The following is an 18,002-nucleotide window of genomic DNA, read 5'->3' on the forward strand; positions in this document are numbered from 1 at the left end:
ACTCGTCATCGAGTATCAAACACTCGTCATCGAGTATCAAACACTCGTCGTCGAGTATCAAACACTCGTCGTCGAGTATCAAACACTCGTCATCGAGTATCAAACACTCGTCATCGAGTATCAAACACTCGTCAGCAAAATACAAATACTTGTTTACGAAAGACGACTCTTAAAACCCAATCCCCCATGCCCAATGCCCAATGACTAAAATATCAATTCAACAATTATTGATTTATCCAATTAAAGGATTAAGTAGTGATCAGCGCGATCGCGTCCATCTTGAGGTAGGACATGGTATTCTAGGCGATCGCGCTTTTGCTTTGATGTACAAGCAAGATGATATAGATAGCAACTCAACGATAGTACCTTGGATGAAGAAGCAAAACTTCATCATGCAAAATGACTGGCCGGGACTCGCAGCTTTAAATTGTTTCTATGAACCACAAACTGGAAATTTCACAGTCAAGCGCAAAGGTATAAATTTATTAGTTGCTGATACTAAAACTTCTGAAGGACGGAATTTAATATCAGCCTTTTTCACAGGTTATTTAGCAGGAATTTACCCCAGTCAAGCAGCGAGACACCCCAACCGCGCACCTCTACAACTAGTTGGAGAATTTGACAAAACTCGCTACCCCGACCGCGAAGCGGGACATATTTCTCTCGTCAGTCAAGCAACCATTGACAATTTAAGTGAATTAGCTGGACAACCAATAGATGTACGGCGCTTTCGTCCCAATATTGTTGTAGCAGGTGTCTCTGCTTGGGAAGAATTTGATTGGATTGGAAAAGAAATACAACTTGGAACTGCAAAAATTGTTGTGACAGCTAGAATTAATCGCTGCTTAAATATAGATGTCAATCCGGAAACAGGAGAGCGAGATATTAGGTTACTGTCTTTTTTGCAAGAACAGTTTCAGCATACCCAGACTGGTGTTTTAGGGCAGGTAATTAGTAGTGGTAGTGTGGCAGTAGGCGAAGATTTGATTATTACCAACCACTAATACCATTTCACAAAAAATCTGATACAAATACAGGCGGTGTAGAGACGCGATATATCGCGTCTGGTACAAAATTTATGTGTATCGTGATTAACGTGAAATTATAACCACCAGCATAAAGATTATTTACGCTTATAACCACTTGCTTTTAAACGCAAATGCAGACGTAAGGAAGAAGCGCGATAACTGGGTTTTGCGGAATTACATAAACGCAAACGTGGAGAGGTAGTAAGGCGGTTACGTACCTGCAAATCTTTTTCCTCGTTAGTTTTTGCTACTAAATGCAATTTATTGTGATCATTGCTACGACGTAGGAGCCACTTTTCTAATTCCACACACCAGAAGACCAAACTACTGACAGTTAAACAAATCACCAAATCCAGTGCTGACAAGGGTATTGTATTAAACAGTTTCTGGAAGAACGGCACATAAAGCACGGCTATTTGCAAACCTAGTGTTAAACCTACTGAACATACGAGTGCTTTATTAGACATTAAACCAATGGTAAATAGCGAGTCACGCTCAGAACGCACTGCTAAGGCATTACCCATCTGGGAGAGAGTCAGAGTAGTAAATAGTATAGTTTGCCAAGCAGGGCTACCTGTTTTCCAGTAGAAAAATCCCATAGCAAGAGATATACAACCCATGAGGATGCCGATCCAAATGATATCTCTACCCATCCCTCGATCAAAAATATTCTCGTTGGGTGGGTACGGAGGACGATTCATGGTATCTCGCTCTGCTGGTTCTACACCCAGAGCTAAGGCTGGTAAACCATCGGTTGTCAGGTTAATCCAAAGAATTTGCAGTGGTAGCAGGGGTAATGGCATTCCCAAAAAAGGAGCCAACAGCATCACCCAAAGTTCACCAACATTGCTACTCAGCAGATACTTGATAAACTTACGGATATTGTCGTAAATTACACGTCCTTCTTTGACCGCAGCAACAAGAGTAGCAAAATTATCGTCTAGCAAAACCATATCTGCTGCCTCTTTTGCTACATCTGTACCCCTAATCCCCATGGCGACACCAATATTAGCGCCTTTGAGAGCTGGCGCGTCATTGATACCATCACCCGTCATCGCGACGATGTGTCCCTGTTGTTGCAGGGTTTGGACAAGATCAAACTTGTGTTCTGACGAAACCCGCGCATAAACTGATGTGTCATTCAGGGTGCAGCGCAATTCCTCAACAGAGAATTGAGAGAGGTCTTCGCTGGTAATGGTCTGATTATCAGTAGTAATACCGACTTCACGAGCAATAAATCTCGCTGTCAGCGGATGATCCCCTGTAATCATCACTGGACGAATACCAGCACGCTTGCAGGTAAGTACGGCGTCTCGCACTTCCGGTCGTGCAGGGTCATTCATACCGACCATACCAATGAAGATCAATTCTTGCTCTACGTCTTCCCACTGATCCGCAGACTGCAAAGGTCGGAAAGCTGCTCCCATCACCCGCAAACCATTTTTCGCGAGTTGGCTATAAGTGACACTGAGATGTCTGTGCCAAATTTCAGTCAGTGGTCTGGCTTGGCCATTAATCCAGATATGACTGCAAATATCTAGCAAGCTATTCACTGTACCTTTGGTGAAAACAATGTAGGACATTCCCCCGATTTTCTCGCCCCAATGCCAAATTGTTTCCAAAGCGCAAGGAATTTTAGAGGGAATGGTGGGAAATTTGTGAATCGTACTCATGCGTTGACGCCGAGAGTCGTAGTCAACTTCCCCGACACGAGGAATAAGATACTCTAGGTCAGCTTTCCACAATCCTTGTTGAGCAGCAGCCATGACTAAAGCACCCTCGGTGGGATCGCCGACAGTCCGCAAGTAACGCGGCTCTTCTGTGTCTGGTTCTAGCAAAGCGTTGTTGCACAAAGTACCAGCAGCTAAAAGTAAGGATATGGCTGGTGGTTGACAGAGTAAAAATGGCCTGTCTTGGTTTTTTTCTCCGATACAAGCCCGCATCCGGGTAGTTAAATCTATGCGTTGACCTGCGACATCGAGAACAGTAACTGTCATTCGGTTTTCGGTGAGAGTCCCGGTTTTACCAGAGCAAATTACACTCACTGATCCTAAGGTTTCTACAGCTGGTAAGTTGCGAATCAGCGCTCGTCGTTTTAACATTTGCCGTGCGCCTAAAGCTAAGGCGATGGTTACTACTGCTGGTAAACCTTCTGGTAAAGCTGCTACTACTAGAGTGATGGCAGTTAGGAGCATGATTTTCCAGTCTTCGCCACGCAGCATTCCCAAAACGAGAATGACTACTACTAGAGCTAGAGAAGCTATTGCTAATCCTCGCCCCAATTCATCTAAGCGCTTCTGGAGTGGGGTTGGTTCTGGTTCGACTGCTTGCACCATAGAAGCTACTCGCCCCATTTCGGTTTTCATCCCGGTTTCCGTGACGATCGCCTGACCCCGTCCGTAGGTAACAACTGTACCCATGTAAACTATATTGTGGCGATCGCTAAGTTGCAAATCTGCTTGAGAAAGTGTTTGTGGTTCTTTGTCTGTAGGTTCTGATACACCTGTTAAGATTGTTTCTTGAATCCGCAAACCAATGCTTTCTATGATCCGGCAATCAGCTGGTACGATGTCCTCTGCATCCAGTTGAATAATATCTCCTGGTACTAAATCACGGGCAGAAATTTCTTGCCAGCGACCTTCACGTAGTACTTTGACATTGGGTAGAGATAATTTTTTGAGAGTGGCGATCGCTTTTTGGGCTTGATATTCCTGACTAAAACCTAAAGCAGCGATCAGTACCACGATTGCAATGATACCGACTGCATCTTTGTAGTCACCCAAAAAACCGGAGGCGATCGCAGCTACAATCAAAATAACTACTAAAGTTGCAGTCACCTGTTCCCAAAGTATTTGTAAAGGACTTCGTAATCCTTGTTCAATTAACTCGTTGCAACCATGCTGCTGTTGACGACGACTAGCTTCAGATGTACTCAGTCCAAAAGATGCATCACTACCCAATCGTTGCAGAACTTCTTGTACATCTAATTTATACCAATTGCTCATGTCTCGCCTCCTCTAAGATGACGGAATGTGAGGTGTAGAAAATAAATATGGGTAATGGAAAGATGGGGAGATGGACAAATTTGTTAATGATCTCCCTGATATAAGGTTTATAAGCAGCACAAAACAAGACATACTCATCCATAGACCTCTTGCAAAAATATTTTTACCCCACCCTAACCCTCCCCGTAAACGGGGAGGGAACCAAATCTTCCCTTGGTTCACGGGGGATTGAGGGGGTTAATTCGACTTTTGCAAGAGGTCTCATCTACAGTTGTCTACAAAAAACTCTGAGCAAGAGCAACTGTCTTTGGACAAGCAAACTCAAGTCCTACTCGGAATTAAAAACTCCGAATCTCGAATTATTCAATTTCAAATTGCATTCAGTTGTTAAGACTAATATCGTGACGCAAACAAACAAAGACACGGTAAATGTATTTGAGTATTCTCCATATTTCCACGTCTTTTTTTGCTTGCATCAAGACTTCTCCTGCAACTGCAACTTGTATAAATGTATGAATTTAATTCAGAGATTATTTATGCTGTGATCATCTCTCAATCCTGATTTATTTGAATCTGGTAGAATTTATGAATTAAGAACAGTTTCATGCTTCTTCAATGCAAAGATTTGATTGTTTTGCTTCTTTCTTTTGCAGCGCACTCTTTGCAAAGTAAACATGAATTTTTTAACTATCCAATTCTGAGCTTACCTAATTCGTCGTAAGTGTCTACTATTATTATTTATCGGAAGTTCTGCTCTAGCTTCTGCTACTATATCTGCAAAATTTTCATTAACTGCGGCAATTGCTCCTCTACTCTTGTCATAAAGAATTATCCCGGCTTTTATTGCTGTTTTAGCTAAGGATTTACCAGCAACTGCTACCACTGGAATCGCAATCGGCACAACAATTACTGCCACAATACCAGGAATGCCAAAATCTTCAACGACACCCCCAAAGAAATGTTTGAAGTTGGGTAAAACTTTGGGTAGCATGGTATCTTCACCCCCTTTGTCTTTGTACAATTAAGTTATTTTATCACTATAAAATAAAAATAGATACTTAAACAAGTAATTTTTATATTAAAAAATATTGCTGATTAATATTAAGATAAATTAAAACTATTGAGGTCGGTAATTGGGATATTAACTAAATAGTTTTGAGCTTATTATTTTTAAATTCCTAATGTTTCAGGACTTACGCAAAAAACCGCCCAAACTCTTATTTCTCTGTGTCCTAGTGCGTTCTCTGTGGTTTGTTTTTCCGTTACCCATGCGTAAGTTCTGATATTGATATTTCACCACTCTTAACATAAAAAATCTGGGAATAATTCAACCATTGGGAATCAAAAGCACCTAAATGAGTAGTAGTAATTATTGTTTGAAAACGGTCTTGAATTGTATCAAGCAATTGATTTTGACGAGATGGATCTAGTTCAGCTAAAACATCATCAAGAAGTAGCAGTGGTGGTTCTCCCACAACTTCTTCAATTAATTTTAATTCTGCTAGTTTCAAAGCTAATACTAGGGTTCGTTGCTGACCTTGAGAACCATATTGACGGGCTGGTGTTTGATTAATGATTAATTCTACTTCGTCCCGATGTGGACCAACCAAAGTAGTACCTTGATGCAATTCAGCAACAGTTCGTTGTTGCAGCTTTTCTAGAAAGGCTTGCTGTACCTTTTCTGGATAATTTTGTTCTAAAGGAACATTGGGTGAATATTTGATTTGCAAAATTTCTTTACTGCCACTAATGCTAGCGTGCCACATTTTGGCAATCGGAGCGAGTCGTTGTATGGCTCGTTCTCTGCGCCGAATTACTCGCGTACCTGCGATCGCCAACTGTGCATCCCATATAGCTAATTCAGATTGTAGAGACGTTGTATACAACGTCTCTACATTGCGTTTCAAAAAGGCATTTCGTTGGCGCAATATTTGATGATATTGCTGTAAAATGTGGGCATATACTGGTTCTAGTTGAATTAACAGAGTATCTAGCCAGTGACGACGACCTTCCGGGCCGCCGCGTACTAATTCCAAGTCCAAGCTAGAAAACTGTACACCATTGAGAACACCGAGAAAATCCATTTGACGCCGGAGGTTTTCGCCGTTGAGATTTACAGTCCGGCGACCATTACGACGCAAAATTATGTTTAGACTACTAGTGCCAGTTTCTCGTTTAACAGAAGCACTAATTTGCGCGAGTTCTTCTCCTTCTTGCACTAATTCGCGATCGCGGAAAGTACGATGCGATCGCAATGTCGCTAATAACTCCACCGCCTCCAATAAATTAGATTTTCCCTGAGCATTATCACCCACCAAAATCGTTTTGGGAGCAGTAAACTCAACCTGCTGCTCTTGATAGTTACGAAAGTGTCGGAGGTGGAGGGTTTTTAAATACATAGAGCGGGGAAAGGGGATCGGGGATCGGGGATTGNTAGCGATCGCTATCCATTACAAAATTTATCTCAAGCCGTAGATCAAGCGATCGCACCAACACCAGAAACATACAAAATTTTGATTTATCCTTGATAGGGGATCGGGGATCGGGGATTGGGGATTGGGGATTCTCCAGAGGAGACGATACTTTGTAGACGCGTCAGCGGCTTCTCATAGAGTACGGGGATCGGGGATTGGGAAAGGGAAAGGGAAAGGGAATTGGGTATGGGACATGAATCAGTTAACAGTTTAATTTGATAACTGATAAGTCCGCTTTCCCCTTTCCCCGATCCCTAAACAGTTTTTTTGCCAATTAATCGGAAGACGATTTTCTCAATTTCAATCCACACAAACATTAAGGCGCTGAAGCCAAGACAAATCCCTAATTCCGACAAAGTAATATATTGAGTGCCGAAGAAATTACGCAGAGGAGGAACATAAACTAGCATCAGTTGTAAGATTGTGGTGACAATCACTGCTCCTAACACATAAGGATTTGAAAAAGGATTCATTTCTATTGTCAGTCGGTTGTTGGAGCGAATTGCGATCGCATGACCCATTTGAGCAAGACACAGGGAAGTAAATACCATTGTCTTCCATCGGTCTGGACTCAGTCCATTACCAGATATGCTGGTGGAATGATTGTACGCCCACATCATCAAAATAATGGTAATGATCGCGAAAATAATCCCGATGCGAATCATATAAGAACCCAAGCCTCTAGCGAAAATGCTTTCACGGGGACTAAAGGGGGGACGCTTCATCACGTCGGGTTCGGGGGGTTCTACAGCTAAGGCTAAAGCTGGTAAACCATCTGTCACCAAGTTCATCCACAGAATTTGCAGGGGTGTGAGGGGTACTCCTCCTAATCCTAAGATCGGCGCTGCTGCGATTGTGAGAACTTCACCGATATTACTACCCAGAATATATTTGATAAAACGGCGGATATTGGTGTAAACAACTCGACCTTCTTCAGTGGCAGCAACAATTGTAGCAAAGTTGTCATCTAGTAGTACCATGTCGCTGGCTTCTTTACTGACATCAGTACCAGTAATACCCATAGCAATACCGATATCAGCTTGTTTGAGGGCGGGAGCGTCGTTAACGCCATCACCAGTCATTGCTACAAATCTGCCTCGACGCTGTAAAGCTTGGACAATTCGCAGTTTATGTTCTGGGGCAACTCTGGCATAAATACTTACCAAGTCTACATTTTGCTCTAGGTCTTGGTCGCTCATGCGTTGCAGTTCTTGACCTGTGAGGGCGCGATCGCCTGCTTGAGCAATTCCTAGATCAGTGGCGATCGCCCGTGCTGTTAATTGATGATCACCTGTAATCATAATCGGTCGAATGCCTGCTTCTCGACATTCTTGTACCGCCGCTCTGACTTCGGGGCGGGGTGCGTCAAGCATTCCCACTAAACCGAGCCAGACTAATTCTTGTTCGGATGTTTCGTCTGAGCCTTCCGGTGGAATTTCTGTAAGTGGTTTATAGGCAAAACCCAGTACTCGCAGACCATTAGAAGCCATGCGATCGTTTTCTGCTAAAATACCATCTCGTTGTTCTTGAGTCAGGGGAATAGCGCCATTACCGACATAAAGTTGAGTACAACGAGCCAAAATTAATTCTGGTGAGCCTTTGGTAAACATTAAATAACCATGGGATTTCACCAAGTTGCTGATCGTTGGGTCAACATCATTTAAAGGCGAGACACCTGTTTCTACTTGCTCAACCTTAGAAATCACACTCATCCGCTTCCGTTCGGAAGAAAACGGGAATTCGCTCACACGCGGCAATTTACTATCCCACTGGTCTTTTTCAATCCCTCCTTTGGCAGCCAGTGTCACCAAGGCGCCCTCTGTTGGGTCTCCTAAAATAGTCCACTGTCCTTGTTGCTGTTGCAAATGTGAATCATTACAAACAGCACAAGCAACTAACAAGGCTTGTAGTTCTGGGTTGTCTTGTACTTCAACTGGATTATTTTCTAGTTGAAACTCGCCTGTAGGAGCGTAACCTTCTCCTGTAACGCGGAATTCTTGATGAAGAGAAGTTGTTTGATCCTGATTTGGGCTAGAACCATGTGTGTAGACAGCTTGTACTACCATTTTGTTCTGAGTCAGGGTACCAGTTTTATCAGAACAAATTGTGGTGACAGAACCTAGTGTTTCTACGGCTGGTAGTTTGCGAATTAAAGCTTTGCGACGTACCATCCGTTGAGTTCCCAAAGCTAGGGTAACGGTGATCACTGCGGGTAAACCTTCTGGCACTACCGCCACCGCCATACTCAAAGAAACTTCCAGTAGTTCTGTTAAGTTGCCACCACGCAGCAAACCTACAATTACAACAATCGCTACTAATATTAAAGAACCTGTGACTAGGACATTGCCAAGCTGGGTCATGCGTTGTTGTAGAGGTGTGGGTTCACTTTCCACGGACTGCAACAAAGTAGCAATTTTTCCGAGTTCGGTTTTCATGCCAGTGTTTGTTACCAGAACCTTGCCCCGTCCTTGGACAACTTCTGTACCTTGGAAAACCGAATTGGTGCGATCGCCGATTCCTGTATCTTCAGGTAATGTAGTTTTTGCCTGTTTGTTAACCGCTTCGGCTTCGCCGGTAAGTGCCGATTCTCGGATTTGCAAGTTGGATGTTTCTAGTAAAAGTCCATCTGCTGCCACTTGCACCCCAGCTTCTAAGAGCATCACATCTCCCGGCACTAAATCCTTCGCAGCCACCTCTAATGGTTTGCGCTCACGAATAATGCGGACGTTGGGAGAGGAGAGTTTTTTCAGCGCGGCGAGGGCTTTTTCGGCACGGCTTTCTTGTACATAGCCCAAGATACCGTTGAGAATCACAATTGCTAAGATGGCGATCGTATCTTTAAATGGTACTTCACCCGGTTTTAACTCGCCCCTTTGCAAAGCCAGCAGGTCTAAAACCCCGGAAACAATTGCCACAGCAATCAGCATCAACAACATGATGTTTTTGAACTGATCTACCAAAATTTCCCAGGCGCTACGACCACCGGTTTCCTCAAGTTCGTTTGGACCATATTTTTCCAATCGCTGTTGCACTTCTTGAGGTGATAAGCCAGTGTCTGCATTCGTGGAGAGCAGTTCTATTGCTTTATCAACTTCTAAACTATGCCAAGGGGTAGTTGAATCAGGCAGAGAATGAGCAGACATTGTGTAAGTTACAGGAAATGGTTACAGAATTCGATCATAATTTAGTCATAGCTATAAAAACCATCAACTTAAAGTACAGTATTCAAAGGTGAAAGCTCATGAAATAACCAAAAGCTACTTTGAAAATGTTGTTATGGCTATAGTAACTACCTTTCATAGCACATCATGTAATGGTGCAAATCTTCAAGGCAGTTAAAACCGTACTCTTCGGGATCTTGCTACGTGTCGCTTCCTTCTCAGGTCGCTCATACTCGCTCGTTTCGCCCATACCGTGAGGTATTATGAATTTTGCTCTTCCCAGTTTGACCACTAGCCAGATGTTCGAGCAAAAAACAATTCGACCAATAGGTGCTGCCGTTTTGGGTGGCATTACTTTCTTCCAGGATATCCTGATTGCTATTGACTCTCCTAAAGGGTATCTGCTGCAAATAGATCCTGCCACTGACAATACCAAAATTCTCAATGCTCATCAAAGCAGAGAATTTACAGACGTCACTGGTTTGGCAATTTGGGAAGATACCCTCTGGGTGACGAGGGATAATAGTGTTTATTTATGTAAACTAAATTCTTTGGGGCTGGAACATTTTGTTACCCTACCTTACCCTGCTAATGGTATTGCTGTTTGGGAATCAACAGTTTATGTCAGTTGCCAAAAGTTGGGAGATATTTTAATTTTTAATCGCGATACCCGTAAAGAAATTACCAGATTTTATGCTCCTGGTGTCGGAATAGAAAATTTGGCTGTAACTGATGAAATTCTTTGGGCTTGCGATGCTACAGAACAGACTGTTTACTGCATGGACAGGGCGACAGGAGAAGTCCAATTTAGTGTACTCACACCATTTGAATCTCCTACAGGTATAGCAATACAAACAGATACAAACACAGGTCAACAAACTCTCTACGTCGCCTACGCTTCCGAAGAACCTTATGTACGCGATAACCCAAATGCTGATCCTAACCACGAACTAGCCTATCGCGATCGCACGTTTATTCACCCACTCCACTATCGTTATTTCCCAGACAAGCGCTACGCTCTTTCTAATGGCTATCTGATCGAAATGTCCTATGTGGAGGAAATTGCGCCAATTGAAGAGATTTACTTACAAGACCTAGAATGGCGTATTGCCCTACCCAGCGACACAGACCGCCAAAAGGTGAAACACGTTGAACCTGTGGGACTGCCTTTTCAAGAAGAAATTATAGATGGGCAACGTGTGGCGGTGTTTAAATTTGATACCCTTACCCCAGGCGAACGACACATGTTTGGCTGGAAGGCAGTTGTGGAAGTACGCGGTATAAAATATCGTCTCACGCCGCCGGATGTAGAAGATATTCCTGAACTATCACCAGAATATCAAACTCGCTATCTCGTGGATGATGATGAATTGGCAATGGATACTACCGTTGTCCGCCGTGCTGCTGAAGAAGCAATTGGTACAGAAACCAATTTGCTACGGAAAATGTATAGTATCCGTAATTATGTTTATGATCAGTTGTCTTATGGTATCAAACCTCACATAGATACCCCAGATCGAGTTTTAGAAAGAGGCGTCGGTTCTTGCGGTGAGTACGTAGGTGTTTTACTGGCTTTGTGTCGCTTAAATGGCATAGCTTGTCGTACCGTCGGACGCTATAAATGTCCCACCTACGCAGAACACCAACATGTCCCCCTACAACCAGACTACAACCATGTATGGTTGGAATTCTATATACCTGGCTTTGGCTGGTTGCCAATGGAATCTAACCCTGATGATATTGGTAATAATGGGCCTTATCCCACACGCTTTTTTATGGGTTTGTGCTGGTATCACATTGAAATTGGTAAAGGTATCCCCTTTGAAACTTTAACTAGTAAAGGTGCGAGGCTGGCAAAAGAAGAAATTTCAATTGGTGAGTTAGCAATTAATCACATTCGATTCACAATTTTGGGGGAATTACCGCCGTTTTAGCTAACTCCGACAACGCCCAGATCCCCAATCTTATTTTTTTGTCTAGTTGCATCACTGCCAGATAGTTTTCTGAAGCAGTAGACTGTAGCTGGAAGCAGAAAATTTGCAAAGGTAAATCAATGCTCTGGCTCATACTTATGATACCCCTGTTGGGGACTTTGATAGTAGCTGCGATCGCTTGCCAGTGGTACACTAACCAAGCGATTCGACAAGCAGAAGCATATTTTCCCCCCCAAGGAAAATATGTAAAAGTAGCTGGAGTGAGATTACACTATGTTTGCCAAGGTTCGGGTCAAGCGGTGATTTTGTTGCATGGTAATCCTGGTTTTTTGCAAGATTACCCACCCGAAACTATTGACCGCATTGCTCAAAAATATAGTGTTTACGCTTTTGACCTACCTGGATATGGTTATAGCGATCGCCCAGACCTAGTCACACCACAGGTACAGGCGCAATTACTGCGTAACGCCTTGCAAAAACTTGGGATCGACAGACCGATATTAGTTGCTTATTCTGCAAGTAGTGCGATCGCTCTGGCCTATGCACTGCGTTATCCTGACGAAGTTGCGGGTATTGTTTTCTTTTCTGCTATTGCCTATAAAGTTGATCAGGCACTTTTGCCATTAGCGAGATTTGCACACTCCTCATTCTTGGAAACCCTGCTCAAATTTATTCCACCCGTCTTAGTAGGGTATATTCTGTTTACGTACTTAAAGAAAACATTTTTATCAAAATCCTCAAATGTTGATTATTTAAAAGCAGCACAAGCATTGTGGACAAGACCAATTCAAATTCAAGCTTCGTTAGAAGATAGTAAAAACCTGCAATCAGCCCTAGACGAAATGAAAAAACGCTACAGCGAGATTAACGTTCCGGTTCTAATTGTTGTAGGTGATGCAGATAACTTTGTCTCTGCCAAAGAAAATTCTTACCGATTACGCGATCGCCTTTCCCACTCCCAACTAGTTATCGTATCCAACACTGGTCACGCAATCCCCCAAAACCAACCACAAGAAGTCGTTAAAGCGATTTATGTTATTGGCAAACAGATTTAACGGTTGTACAGACGCGATGAATCGCGTCTCTAATGACCAATGCTTGGTGAACTAATATTTTTATCCATACGATAATTAATCAACTTTACACGCCGGCGTTCTACTGTTTGCTGATTTATAACTTCAAATCCTTTATGCTCAAAAAAACCTTTGGCAGTAATACTTACTTCTGCAAATAATCTGTTAATTCCTAATGTTTCTGCCTCAGTTTGTAGAGTATCTAAAAGTTTACTTCCTACTCCCATCCCTTGAAAATCTTTATGGCAATAAAAACAATCTATATGTCCATCAGGTTCTAGTTGAGCAAACCCAATAATTTTTCCATCTAATTCTGCGACATAAGTCATCTTGGAATGTAAATGTTCATTCCATCTTCGATAATTCATGTATTGAGGCGCCCATGCATTTACTTGCTCTGGGGTATAATCTCGAATATTAATATTGTGGACAGTATCATAAAATAACTGCATTATTTCTTGCGTATCTTGATGATGAAATTTTCTGATATTCATAATTACGCATATCAAAATCGTGATCAACTGTGGTTGCCGCTGGTATGATGCGACAGGTAACTGAGTAGTAACGCCCACTGAACAAGAACAACAAAGTTATTTGTCAAAGATTCCTATATAGGGTGCATCAGTACGAATAATTTCTTGGTATTTCCAAGTTTTTCTTTACTGACGCACTCTACTAACTGCGGCTTTTAGCCCAGGGAATGTCAGTCTCCTACATCAACCAAGATACTCCCATCCTCCACACGCACAGGATAAACAGGTAACTGTTTTTCTTGTGACACCATACCCATTGCTTTACTGACTACAGGCGGCCATGTGATCCATTCTTTGGCTTCACCAGTGGAGAGATCAAAAGCACTACGATGCCAAGGACAAACGATCGCACCATCTAATATTTTGCCTTTTTTGAGAGACAATTTCAGATGAGGACAAGCATTATCTACTGCATAAAATTGACCTTCATGATTAACTAACAAGATTTTCCGGCTACCAACTTTTACTACTTGTCGCGTACCAGGTGAAAGTGCATCCGTTGCAAGAACTTTCGTCCAACTCATAGATTCTTCTCTCTTAAGTATTCTGCTTTTATAGTTTCCCGCAATTGTGACTAAAATTTTTGGTTATTTGGTCAATAGTCATTTGTCAATAGTTATTTGTCATTGGTTATTCCCCTTGTCTTCCAACACTCCCCACACTTCCAGACGCGATGAATCGCGTCTCTACATTACTCCCCACACTCCCCACACACTCTCCGTGTCCCCCGTGTCCCCAAACTATCAGGCGAACATAATATAAAATTTGGTTGGTATTAACTCACACCTTAACAAATGGCACAGGGAAAAATATTACTGCAAGCTGATACATTCTGGACAAGAATAAAACAGCAGACTGAACATGCTCTTGCTACCGATGCGATGGTTTCAATACCGACAGACTCGGAATTTGTCGAACAAGATTGTGTTTGCTTTTTGGTACGGATTGTGTCTAACCTTGCTCGTAAGGATGAAGTCAAGCAGAAACCACAAATACAAAACGGTTTTGCTGCAAAAGATTTTAATCCTTTTCTTCCCTACGAACAGGATTTATTTGTTGCAGATATTTCTGATACCCATGTGTGTATTTTGAACAAATATAACGTGGCAAAATATCACCTGTTATTGATTACCCGTGCTTTTGAAGAACAAGAAAGTTTACTGACATTAGCAGATTTTGCTGCGATGTGGTCATGTATGGCTCAATTTGATGGGTTGACATTTTACAATTCTAGTAAAATTGCAGGCGCTAGTCAGCGACACAAACATTTGCAACTTGTGCCATTACCACTGACACCTACTGGAGTACGAATACCGATTGAACCTCTACTCAAATCGGCTCAATTTCACAATTCAATCGCAACCATCCCAGGATTTGATTTTGTACATGCTTTTGCACCCCTAGATTCTCTTTGGAAGCGATCGCCATTCACCGCTGCTGAGACAACGTTAGAGTGTTATCATTCTTTGCTACAGGCAGTTGGTTTAGAAAATACACAATCTAGAGCTTACAATCTATTGGTAACACGAGAATGGATGCTGCTCGTAGCGCGATCGCAAGAATGTTTCGCATCTATACCAGTGAATTCACTGGGATTTGCTGGAACTTTGTTTGTGCGAAACGAGCAACAAATGCAGACTCTCAAACAATACGGCCCGATGACTATATTGAAAAATGTCGCCATCCCAAAAAATTAGCGATCGCCATTCTGGTAAATTTAACTTAACTGTTTCAGCTTTCCCCCGGTGATTTGAGTTAGTGGTTCATTGACATCAAATTTCTTGGCGCTGATATTCTCAATCCCAAAAGAGTTTAAACGCGCTACATGTTCTGTGAGGAATGTATCTAATGTTGATTCATCTTCAAACAAATAAATTCCTCCTGTTTCTCCACTATTTGAATTTTCTATCCATATTTTCCACAACAAACCTGGAGTTTCGGAAAGTTTGTGCGCCAATTCTGAATATGCTTGCGTCATTTCGTTTCCCCAGGGGCCATTAAAAGGGAAATTAATCTGTAAAAGCTTTAAAGCCATCGTTAATTACCTCTTTTACTCAATCAAAAATAACTATTAAAAAACATTCCCTTACAGAATACAAAGATTGTGTGTATTTGTGTTTGTTTTTTCCACTAGCACACCCAATGATTAACCGCCATCATTCTACTATGAAAGAAATTCTAATCCATACTTAGTGACAGCAATTTCAATCGCCTTTTCAATGTCAGCAGGATTTGGAGGACACAAAAGATTACGCTTTTCTTCCTCAGTCATTGATTCCACGATTTGTAGTCCTATTTCTGAGAAAAACTGCTCGGCTCCTGGTGGTGTAATAATTATTAAAATTTTGGCAGGATTTGAACCAATGTTCTTAAAACCGTGATATTGATTTTTAGGGAAATTAAGGAATGTTCCAGAAATAGCTACAATCGTCCGACCTTCAAGCTGATACTCAATTTCTCCTTCTAAAATATAGTGTGCTTCATCAGCTTGATCATGACGATGAGCTGGAATCATACTTTGCGGTTGCATCAGAACTTCAACTATTGAATAAGCTCCATCCGTATCTTCTCCTGTAGCCAAAAAAGTGTATACATCACCCAACGCTAAATATGTAGAACCCTTACCCGGCTGAACTAATGTAGTTAGATAGTTGAATGTCATGATGATTCCCCTTTGGATGAAATCGCAGTTTCTAGTTAGTTAACTATTCACCAACAGATTTTTACGCAAAGCGATCGCTTCAACTGGAGACCATACAATACTTCATCAAGTCTGACACAAAATTTACTTTGCTTAAAATTTTCAGAACCCCGACTCTTCTATATCTTTAATTTTTCCTGTTTTTTTCCAAAATATGCGTAAACTTGCAATCCTCTATTGATTAAGACTATAGAAACAAACAATTAAGCAAGCTTAGGTAAATAAGAATGCTACGAAAGACAAAATAACTTTGTCTATAAACTTCATGTCTGGTTGTAACCAATTACAAAAATCACAACAAATATATTTATCTATAGCAAAAATCTTAATTTCACTAACTAACCAAATAAAGGAAAAATCAAAATGAAAATTTTAGTAGAAAATAGTAATCAAAAACTTCCTATAGGAACATTATCATTCACAAGTAATAATGTTAATCAGAATATTTTTAATAAAAAACCAAAACTTTCGATGATTTGGGTGAAAGAATACAAAGGAGAACGTGAAATATTAGTTGCTAAATGGATTGCTGAATAACAACAATTAGATTTAATTGGCGAATACAATCAGCAAGATTTGGAATAAAATCAGTGCGATCGCGGACTTACATGTTACTTGAAAAACAAGAACCCGACTTCTTATAGAGAAGTCGGTGTTCTGAGGAATATCCCATCAATGTGTGTTGAATAGTGAATTAAATTTGGTTGTAGAATAAAAGTAGCTGAATCTTAATTCCAGTAATGCCACAAGATAAAAATGATAGCAACGATAAATCAGACAAAGCCGAATCTACAGGTACGCCAGGGGAAGAATTTGTTCCCCTTGGTGGTGGCGCATATATGAGCAAGGATTCTGGCGAGATAGTCGATTCCAATACGATTGTGCCAGAAGCTAAAGGCAATCAGAGCAATGGTAAGTCATCAAAGTAATATGGAATTTCAACTCATCAAATCAGCACAGGAACTAGACGAATCGGAAGCCCCAATAATTAAACCCCCTCATGTTGTAATTTTTTATTGGTACGATGGCAAGTTTCGTAATGTCATCCGCCACTTTGCACCTAACCAGAATCTCCGCCACAACCAGGTTAAAAAACTACAAGAACTTTACCAACCCCAAGATGATTACTGTGGTTTGACTAAGGAGCAAGTGTTTAGCGTTTTCCTAGAAAAATTTAACGGTCAGCAAGGTTGGTATCTTGCTGATTTGAAGGCTAAACAATACTTTTTCTTTTCCGAGCATGAACAATTCAAAAATAAACTAACAGAACTTAGCAGTACTTGAAGCTATGGTAGGGAAGTTGAACTGTAATATCATTATCCCCGCTCAAATTTTCAGAGCGACGCACTTTTTTCGCTATAAGTATAACTAGCTGCGATCACTAGTTCATATCCACTAACTTATAATTAAAAATTTTGGGAAGTACCCTAATTATACTACTACTCCCCTCACTATAAATGAGGGTTTTTTGTGTCCTTCGATAGGAACATGACAAAAAAAATGATATAAATCAAAATAATAATAAGCTGCAATCAGGAGGCGCTGCCATGTCTGGTTTAACGCAAATAATTAGAAACCTCTATATTCGCCTAGAAGGTCTTTTATATCAGTTTTTCGGTTTGATCAAAAACATCTTTTCCCAGGTATTTGGTTTTTTAGGTAGGATATTTGGATTTTCCAATTCTGGCTATTTCTTAGAAACCAATGATGCAACCAGCATAAAATCATCTCAAAACAAACAAGTAACCGAACCGGAGCCAAAGACAACTCCAGAACCTTCCCCCACTGCTCGTCGTCGTCCCGATCCCAAAATGGACTATTTCCGCAAGATGGCTCAAGAAGTGAATAAGACCTCTTAGTAATGGATGTAGGAGTTTAAGGGGTATTGGGCGATTTTACTCTTACCTTGAAGCCGCTGTTACGAGCGTCTACACGTCTTTACAATAGTCATTGGGCATAGAGCTTTAAGAGTCGTCTTTCGTAAACAAGTATTTATATTTCGCTGACGAGTCTTTGATACTCAACGACGAGTCTTTGATACTCAACGACGACTCTTTGATACTCGACGACGAGTCTTTGATACTCAACGACGA

At 41.4% G+C, this 18,002-nt stretch carries 17 protein-coding genes; 9 read left to right on the forward strand and 8 right to left on the reverse strand.

The genetic code is table 11. The annotated features are described in order from the left end of the window. On the forward strand, positions 1 to 204 hold a 204-nt coding region (locus B4U84_RS30385; RefSeq protein WP_207390901.1), incomplete at its 5' end, for a hypothetical protein. Next, positions 201 to 1,004, forward strand: coding sequence for an MOSC domain-containing protein (locus tag B4U84_RS05990; protein ID WP_131116110.1), 804 nt, complete (start codon positions 201 to 203; stop codon positions 1,002 to 1,004). The genes B4U84_RS30385 and B4U84_RS05990, both read left to right, overlap by 4 nt. A gap of 119 nt (positions 1,005 to 1,123) precedes the next feature. Here B4U84_RS05990 and B4U84_RS05995 read toward each other — a convergent pair whose 3' ends face one another. The 4 genes from B4U84_RS05995 to B4U84_RS06010 form a co-directional block, all read right to left on the reverse strand. Then, positions 1,124 to 4,033 carry a cation-translocating P-type ATPase gene (locus B4U84_RS05995; RefSeq protein WP_131116112.1) on the reverse strand — a complete coding sequence of 970 codons (2,910 nt, stop codon included), beginning with the start codon at positions 4,031 to 4,033 and terminating at the stop codon, positions 1,124 to 1,126. A gap of 703 nt (positions 4,034 to 4,736) precedes the next feature. Then, positions 4,737 to 5,024: a DUF5132 domain-containing protein gene (locus B4U84_RS06000; protein WP_131116114.1), complete on the reverse strand. Its 288-nt coding sequence runs from the start codon at positions 5,022 to 5,024 to the stop codon at positions 4,737 to 4,739. Positions 5,025 to 5,295: 271 nt separating this feature from the next. Next, a complete protein-coding gene (recF, locus tag B4U84_RS06005) occupies positions 5,296 to 6,432 on the reverse strand; it encodes a DNA replication/repair protein RecF (protein WP_131116116.1) in 1,137 nt (378 codons plus the stop codon). Between the two features lie 329 nt (positions 6,433 to 6,761). Beyond that, on the reverse strand, positions 6,762 to 9,650 hold the full coding sequence (locus tag B4U84_RS06010; protein WP_131116118.1) for a cation-translocating P-type ATPase: 2,889 nt from the start codon (positions 9,648 to 9,650) through the stop codon (positions 6,762 to 6,764). A 281-nt stretch (positions 9,651 to 9,931) separates the two neighbouring features. Here B4U84_RS06010 and B4U84_RS06015 point away from each other — a divergent pair, with 281 nt between their 5' ends. Further along, positions 9,932 to 11,602 (forward strand): transglutaminase domain-containing protein, encoded by a 1,671-nt coding sequence (locus B4U84_RS06015; RefSeq protein ID WP_131116120.1) that lies wholly within the window; start codon positions 9,932 to 9,934, stop codon positions 11,600 to 11,602. A 119-nt stretch (positions 11,603 to 11,721) separates the two neighbouring features. Next, the gene (locus B4U84_RS06020) at positions 11,722 to 12,657 is read left to right on the forward strand and encodes an alpha/beta fold hydrolase (protein WP_242677551.1); all 936 of its coding nucleotides are present in this window, start codon (positions 11,722 to 11,724) and stop codon (positions 12,655 to 12,657) included. A 29-nt stretch (positions 12,658 to 12,686) separates the two neighbouring features. On the opposite strand, the gene B4U84_RS06025 is transcribed toward B4U84_RS06020, so the two are convergent. After that, a complete protein-coding gene (locus tag B4U84_RS06025; RefSeq protein ID WP_131116122.1) occupies positions 12,687 to 13,169 on the reverse strand; it encodes a GNAT family N-acetyltransferase in 483 nt (160 codons plus the stop codon). A gap of 209 nt (positions 13,170 to 13,378) precedes the next feature. Then, positions 13,379 to 13,732, reverse strand: coding sequence for a Rieske (2Fe-2S) protein (locus tag B4U84_RS06030; RefSeq protein WP_017309250.1), 354 nt, complete (start codon positions 13,730 to 13,732; stop codon positions 13,379 to 13,381). A 270-nt stretch (positions 13,733 to 14,002) separates the two neighbouring features. On the opposite strand from B4U84_RS06030, the gene B4U84_RS06035 reads away from it, so the two are divergent. Next, on the forward strand, positions 14,003 to 14,905 hold the full coding sequence (locus B4U84_RS06035; RefSeq protein WP_017309249.1) for an ATP adenylyltransferase family protein: 903 nt from the start codon (positions 14,003 to 14,005) through the stop codon (positions 14,903 to 14,905). A 20-nt stretch (positions 14,906 to 14,925) separates the two neighbouring features. Here B4U84_RS06035 and B4U84_RS06040 read toward each other — a convergent pair whose 3' ends face one another. Beyond that, a complete protein-coding gene (locus B4U84_RS06040) occupies positions 14,926 to 15,243 on the reverse strand; it encodes a monooxygenase (protein WP_131116124.1) in 318 nt (105 codons plus the stop codon). Between the two features lie 129 nt (positions 15,244 to 15,372). After that, the gene (locus B4U84_RS06045; protein WP_131116126.1) at positions 15,373 to 15,870 is read right to left on the reverse strand and encodes a cupin domain-containing protein; all 498 of its coding nucleotides are present in this window, start codon (positions 15,868 to 15,870) and stop codon (positions 15,373 to 15,375) included. A gap of 402 nt (positions 15,871 to 16,272) precedes the next feature. On the opposite strand from B4U84_RS06045, the gene B4U84_RS30390 reads away from it, so the two are divergent. From B4U84_RS30390 to B4U84_RS06060, 4 genes are all read left to right on the forward strand, one after another. Next, positions 16,273 to 16,446, forward strand: a complete 174-nt coding sequence (locus B4U84_RS30390; RefSeq protein WP_165490250.1) for a hypothetical protein — start codon at positions 16,273 to 16,275, stop codon at positions 16,444 to 16,446. 203 nt (positions 16,447 to 16,649) lie between these two features. Further along, positions 16,650 to 16,838 (forward strand): competence protein ComE, encoded by a 189-nt coding sequence (locus tag B4U84_RS06050; RefSeq protein WP_207390902.1) that lies wholly within the window; start codon positions 16,650 to 16,652, stop codon positions 16,836 to 16,838. After that, the gene (locus tag B4U84_RS06055) at positions 16,819 to 17,193 is read left to right on the forward strand and encodes a hypothetical protein (RefSeq protein ID WP_131116128.1); all 375 of its coding nucleotides are present in this window, start codon (positions 16,819 to 16,821) and stop codon (positions 17,191 to 17,193) included. The genes B4U84_RS06050 and B4U84_RS06055 overlap by 20 nt, the downstream gene beginning before the upstream one ends. Positions 17,194 to 17,456: 263 nt before the next feature. Next, positions 17,457 to 17,768, forward strand: coding sequence for a hypothetical protein (locus B4U84_RS06060; RefSeq protein WP_017309245.1), 312 nt, complete (start codon positions 17,457 to 17,459; stop codon positions 17,766 to 17,768). Positions 17,769 to 18,002: the final 234 nt, after the last annotated feature.

The sequence above is a fragment of the Westiellopsis prolifica IICB1 genome, assembly GCF_004323185.1.
Taxonomy (GTDB): Bacteria; Cyanobacteriota; Cyanobacteriia; order Cyanobacteriales; family Nostocaceae; genus Pelatocladus; species Pelatocladus prolificus_A.

Excerpts from the sequence above, each read along its gene's own strand:
- B4U84_RS06045 (WP_131116126.1), bottom strand. The coding sequence starts at position 15,870 with ATGACATTCAACTATCTAACTACATTAGTTCAGCCGGGTAAGGGTTCT.
- B4U84_RS06040 (WP_131116124.1), bottom strand. The coding sequence starts at position 15,243 with ATGGCTTTAAAGCTTTTACAGATTAATTTCCCTTTTAATGGCCCCTGG.
- B4U84_RS05990 (WP_131116110.1), top strand. The coding sequence starts at position 201 with ATGACTAAAATATCAATTCAACAATTATTGATTTATCCAATTAAAGGA.
- B4U84_RS30390 (WP_165490250.1), top strand. The coding sequence starts at position 16,273 with ATGAAAATTTTAGTAGAAAATAGTAATCAAAAACTTCCTATAGGAACA.
- B4U84_RS06035 (WP_017309249.1), top strand. The coding sequence starts at position 14,003 with ATGGCACAGGGAAAAATATTACTGCAAGCTGATACATTCTGGACAAGA.
- B4U84_RS06030 (WP_017309250.1), bottom strand. The coding sequence starts at position 13,732 with ATGAGTTGGACGAAAGTTCTTGCAACGGATGCACTTTCACCTGGTACG.
- B4U84_RS06025 (WP_131116122.1), bottom strand. The coding sequence starts at position 13,169 with ATGAATATCAGAAAATTTCATCATCAAGATACGCAAGAAATAATGCAG.
- B4U84_RS06050 (WP_207390902.1), top strand. The coding sequence starts at position 16,650 with ATGCCACAAGATAAAAATGATAGCAACGATAAATCAGACAAAGCCGAA.
- B4U84_RS06000 (WP_131116114.1), bottom strand. The coding sequence starts at position 5,024 with ATGCTACCCAAAGTTTTACCCAACTTCAAACATTTCTTTGGGGGTGTC.
- B4U84_RS06060 (WP_017309245.1), top strand. The coding sequence starts at position 17,457 with ATGTCTGGTTTAACGCAAATAATTAGAAACCTCTATATTCGCCTAGAA.
- B4U84_RS06020 (WP_242677551.1), top strand. The coding sequence starts at position 11,722 with ATGCTCTGGCTCATACTTATGATACCCCTGTTGGGGACTTTGATAGTA.
- B4U84_RS06055 (WP_131116128.1), top strand. The coding sequence starts at position 16,819 with ATGGTAAGTCATCAAAGTAATATGGAATTTCAACTCATCAAATCAGCA.
- recF (WP_131116116.1), bottom strand. The coding sequence starts at position 6,432 with ATGTATTTAAAAACCCTCCACCTCCGACACTTTCGTAACTATCAAGAG.
- B4U84_RS05995 (WP_131116112.1), bottom strand. The coding sequence starts at position 4,033 with ATGAGCAATTGGTATAAATTAGATGTACAAGAAGTTCTGCAACGATTG.
- B4U84_RS06015 (WP_131116120.1), top strand. The coding sequence starts at position 9,932 with ATGAATTTTGCTCTTCCCAGTTTGACCACTAGCCAGATGTTCGAGCAA.
- B4U84_RS06010 (WP_131116118.1), bottom strand. The coding sequence starts at position 9,650 with ATGTCTGCTCATTCTCTGCCTGATTCAACTACCCCTTGGCATAGTTTA.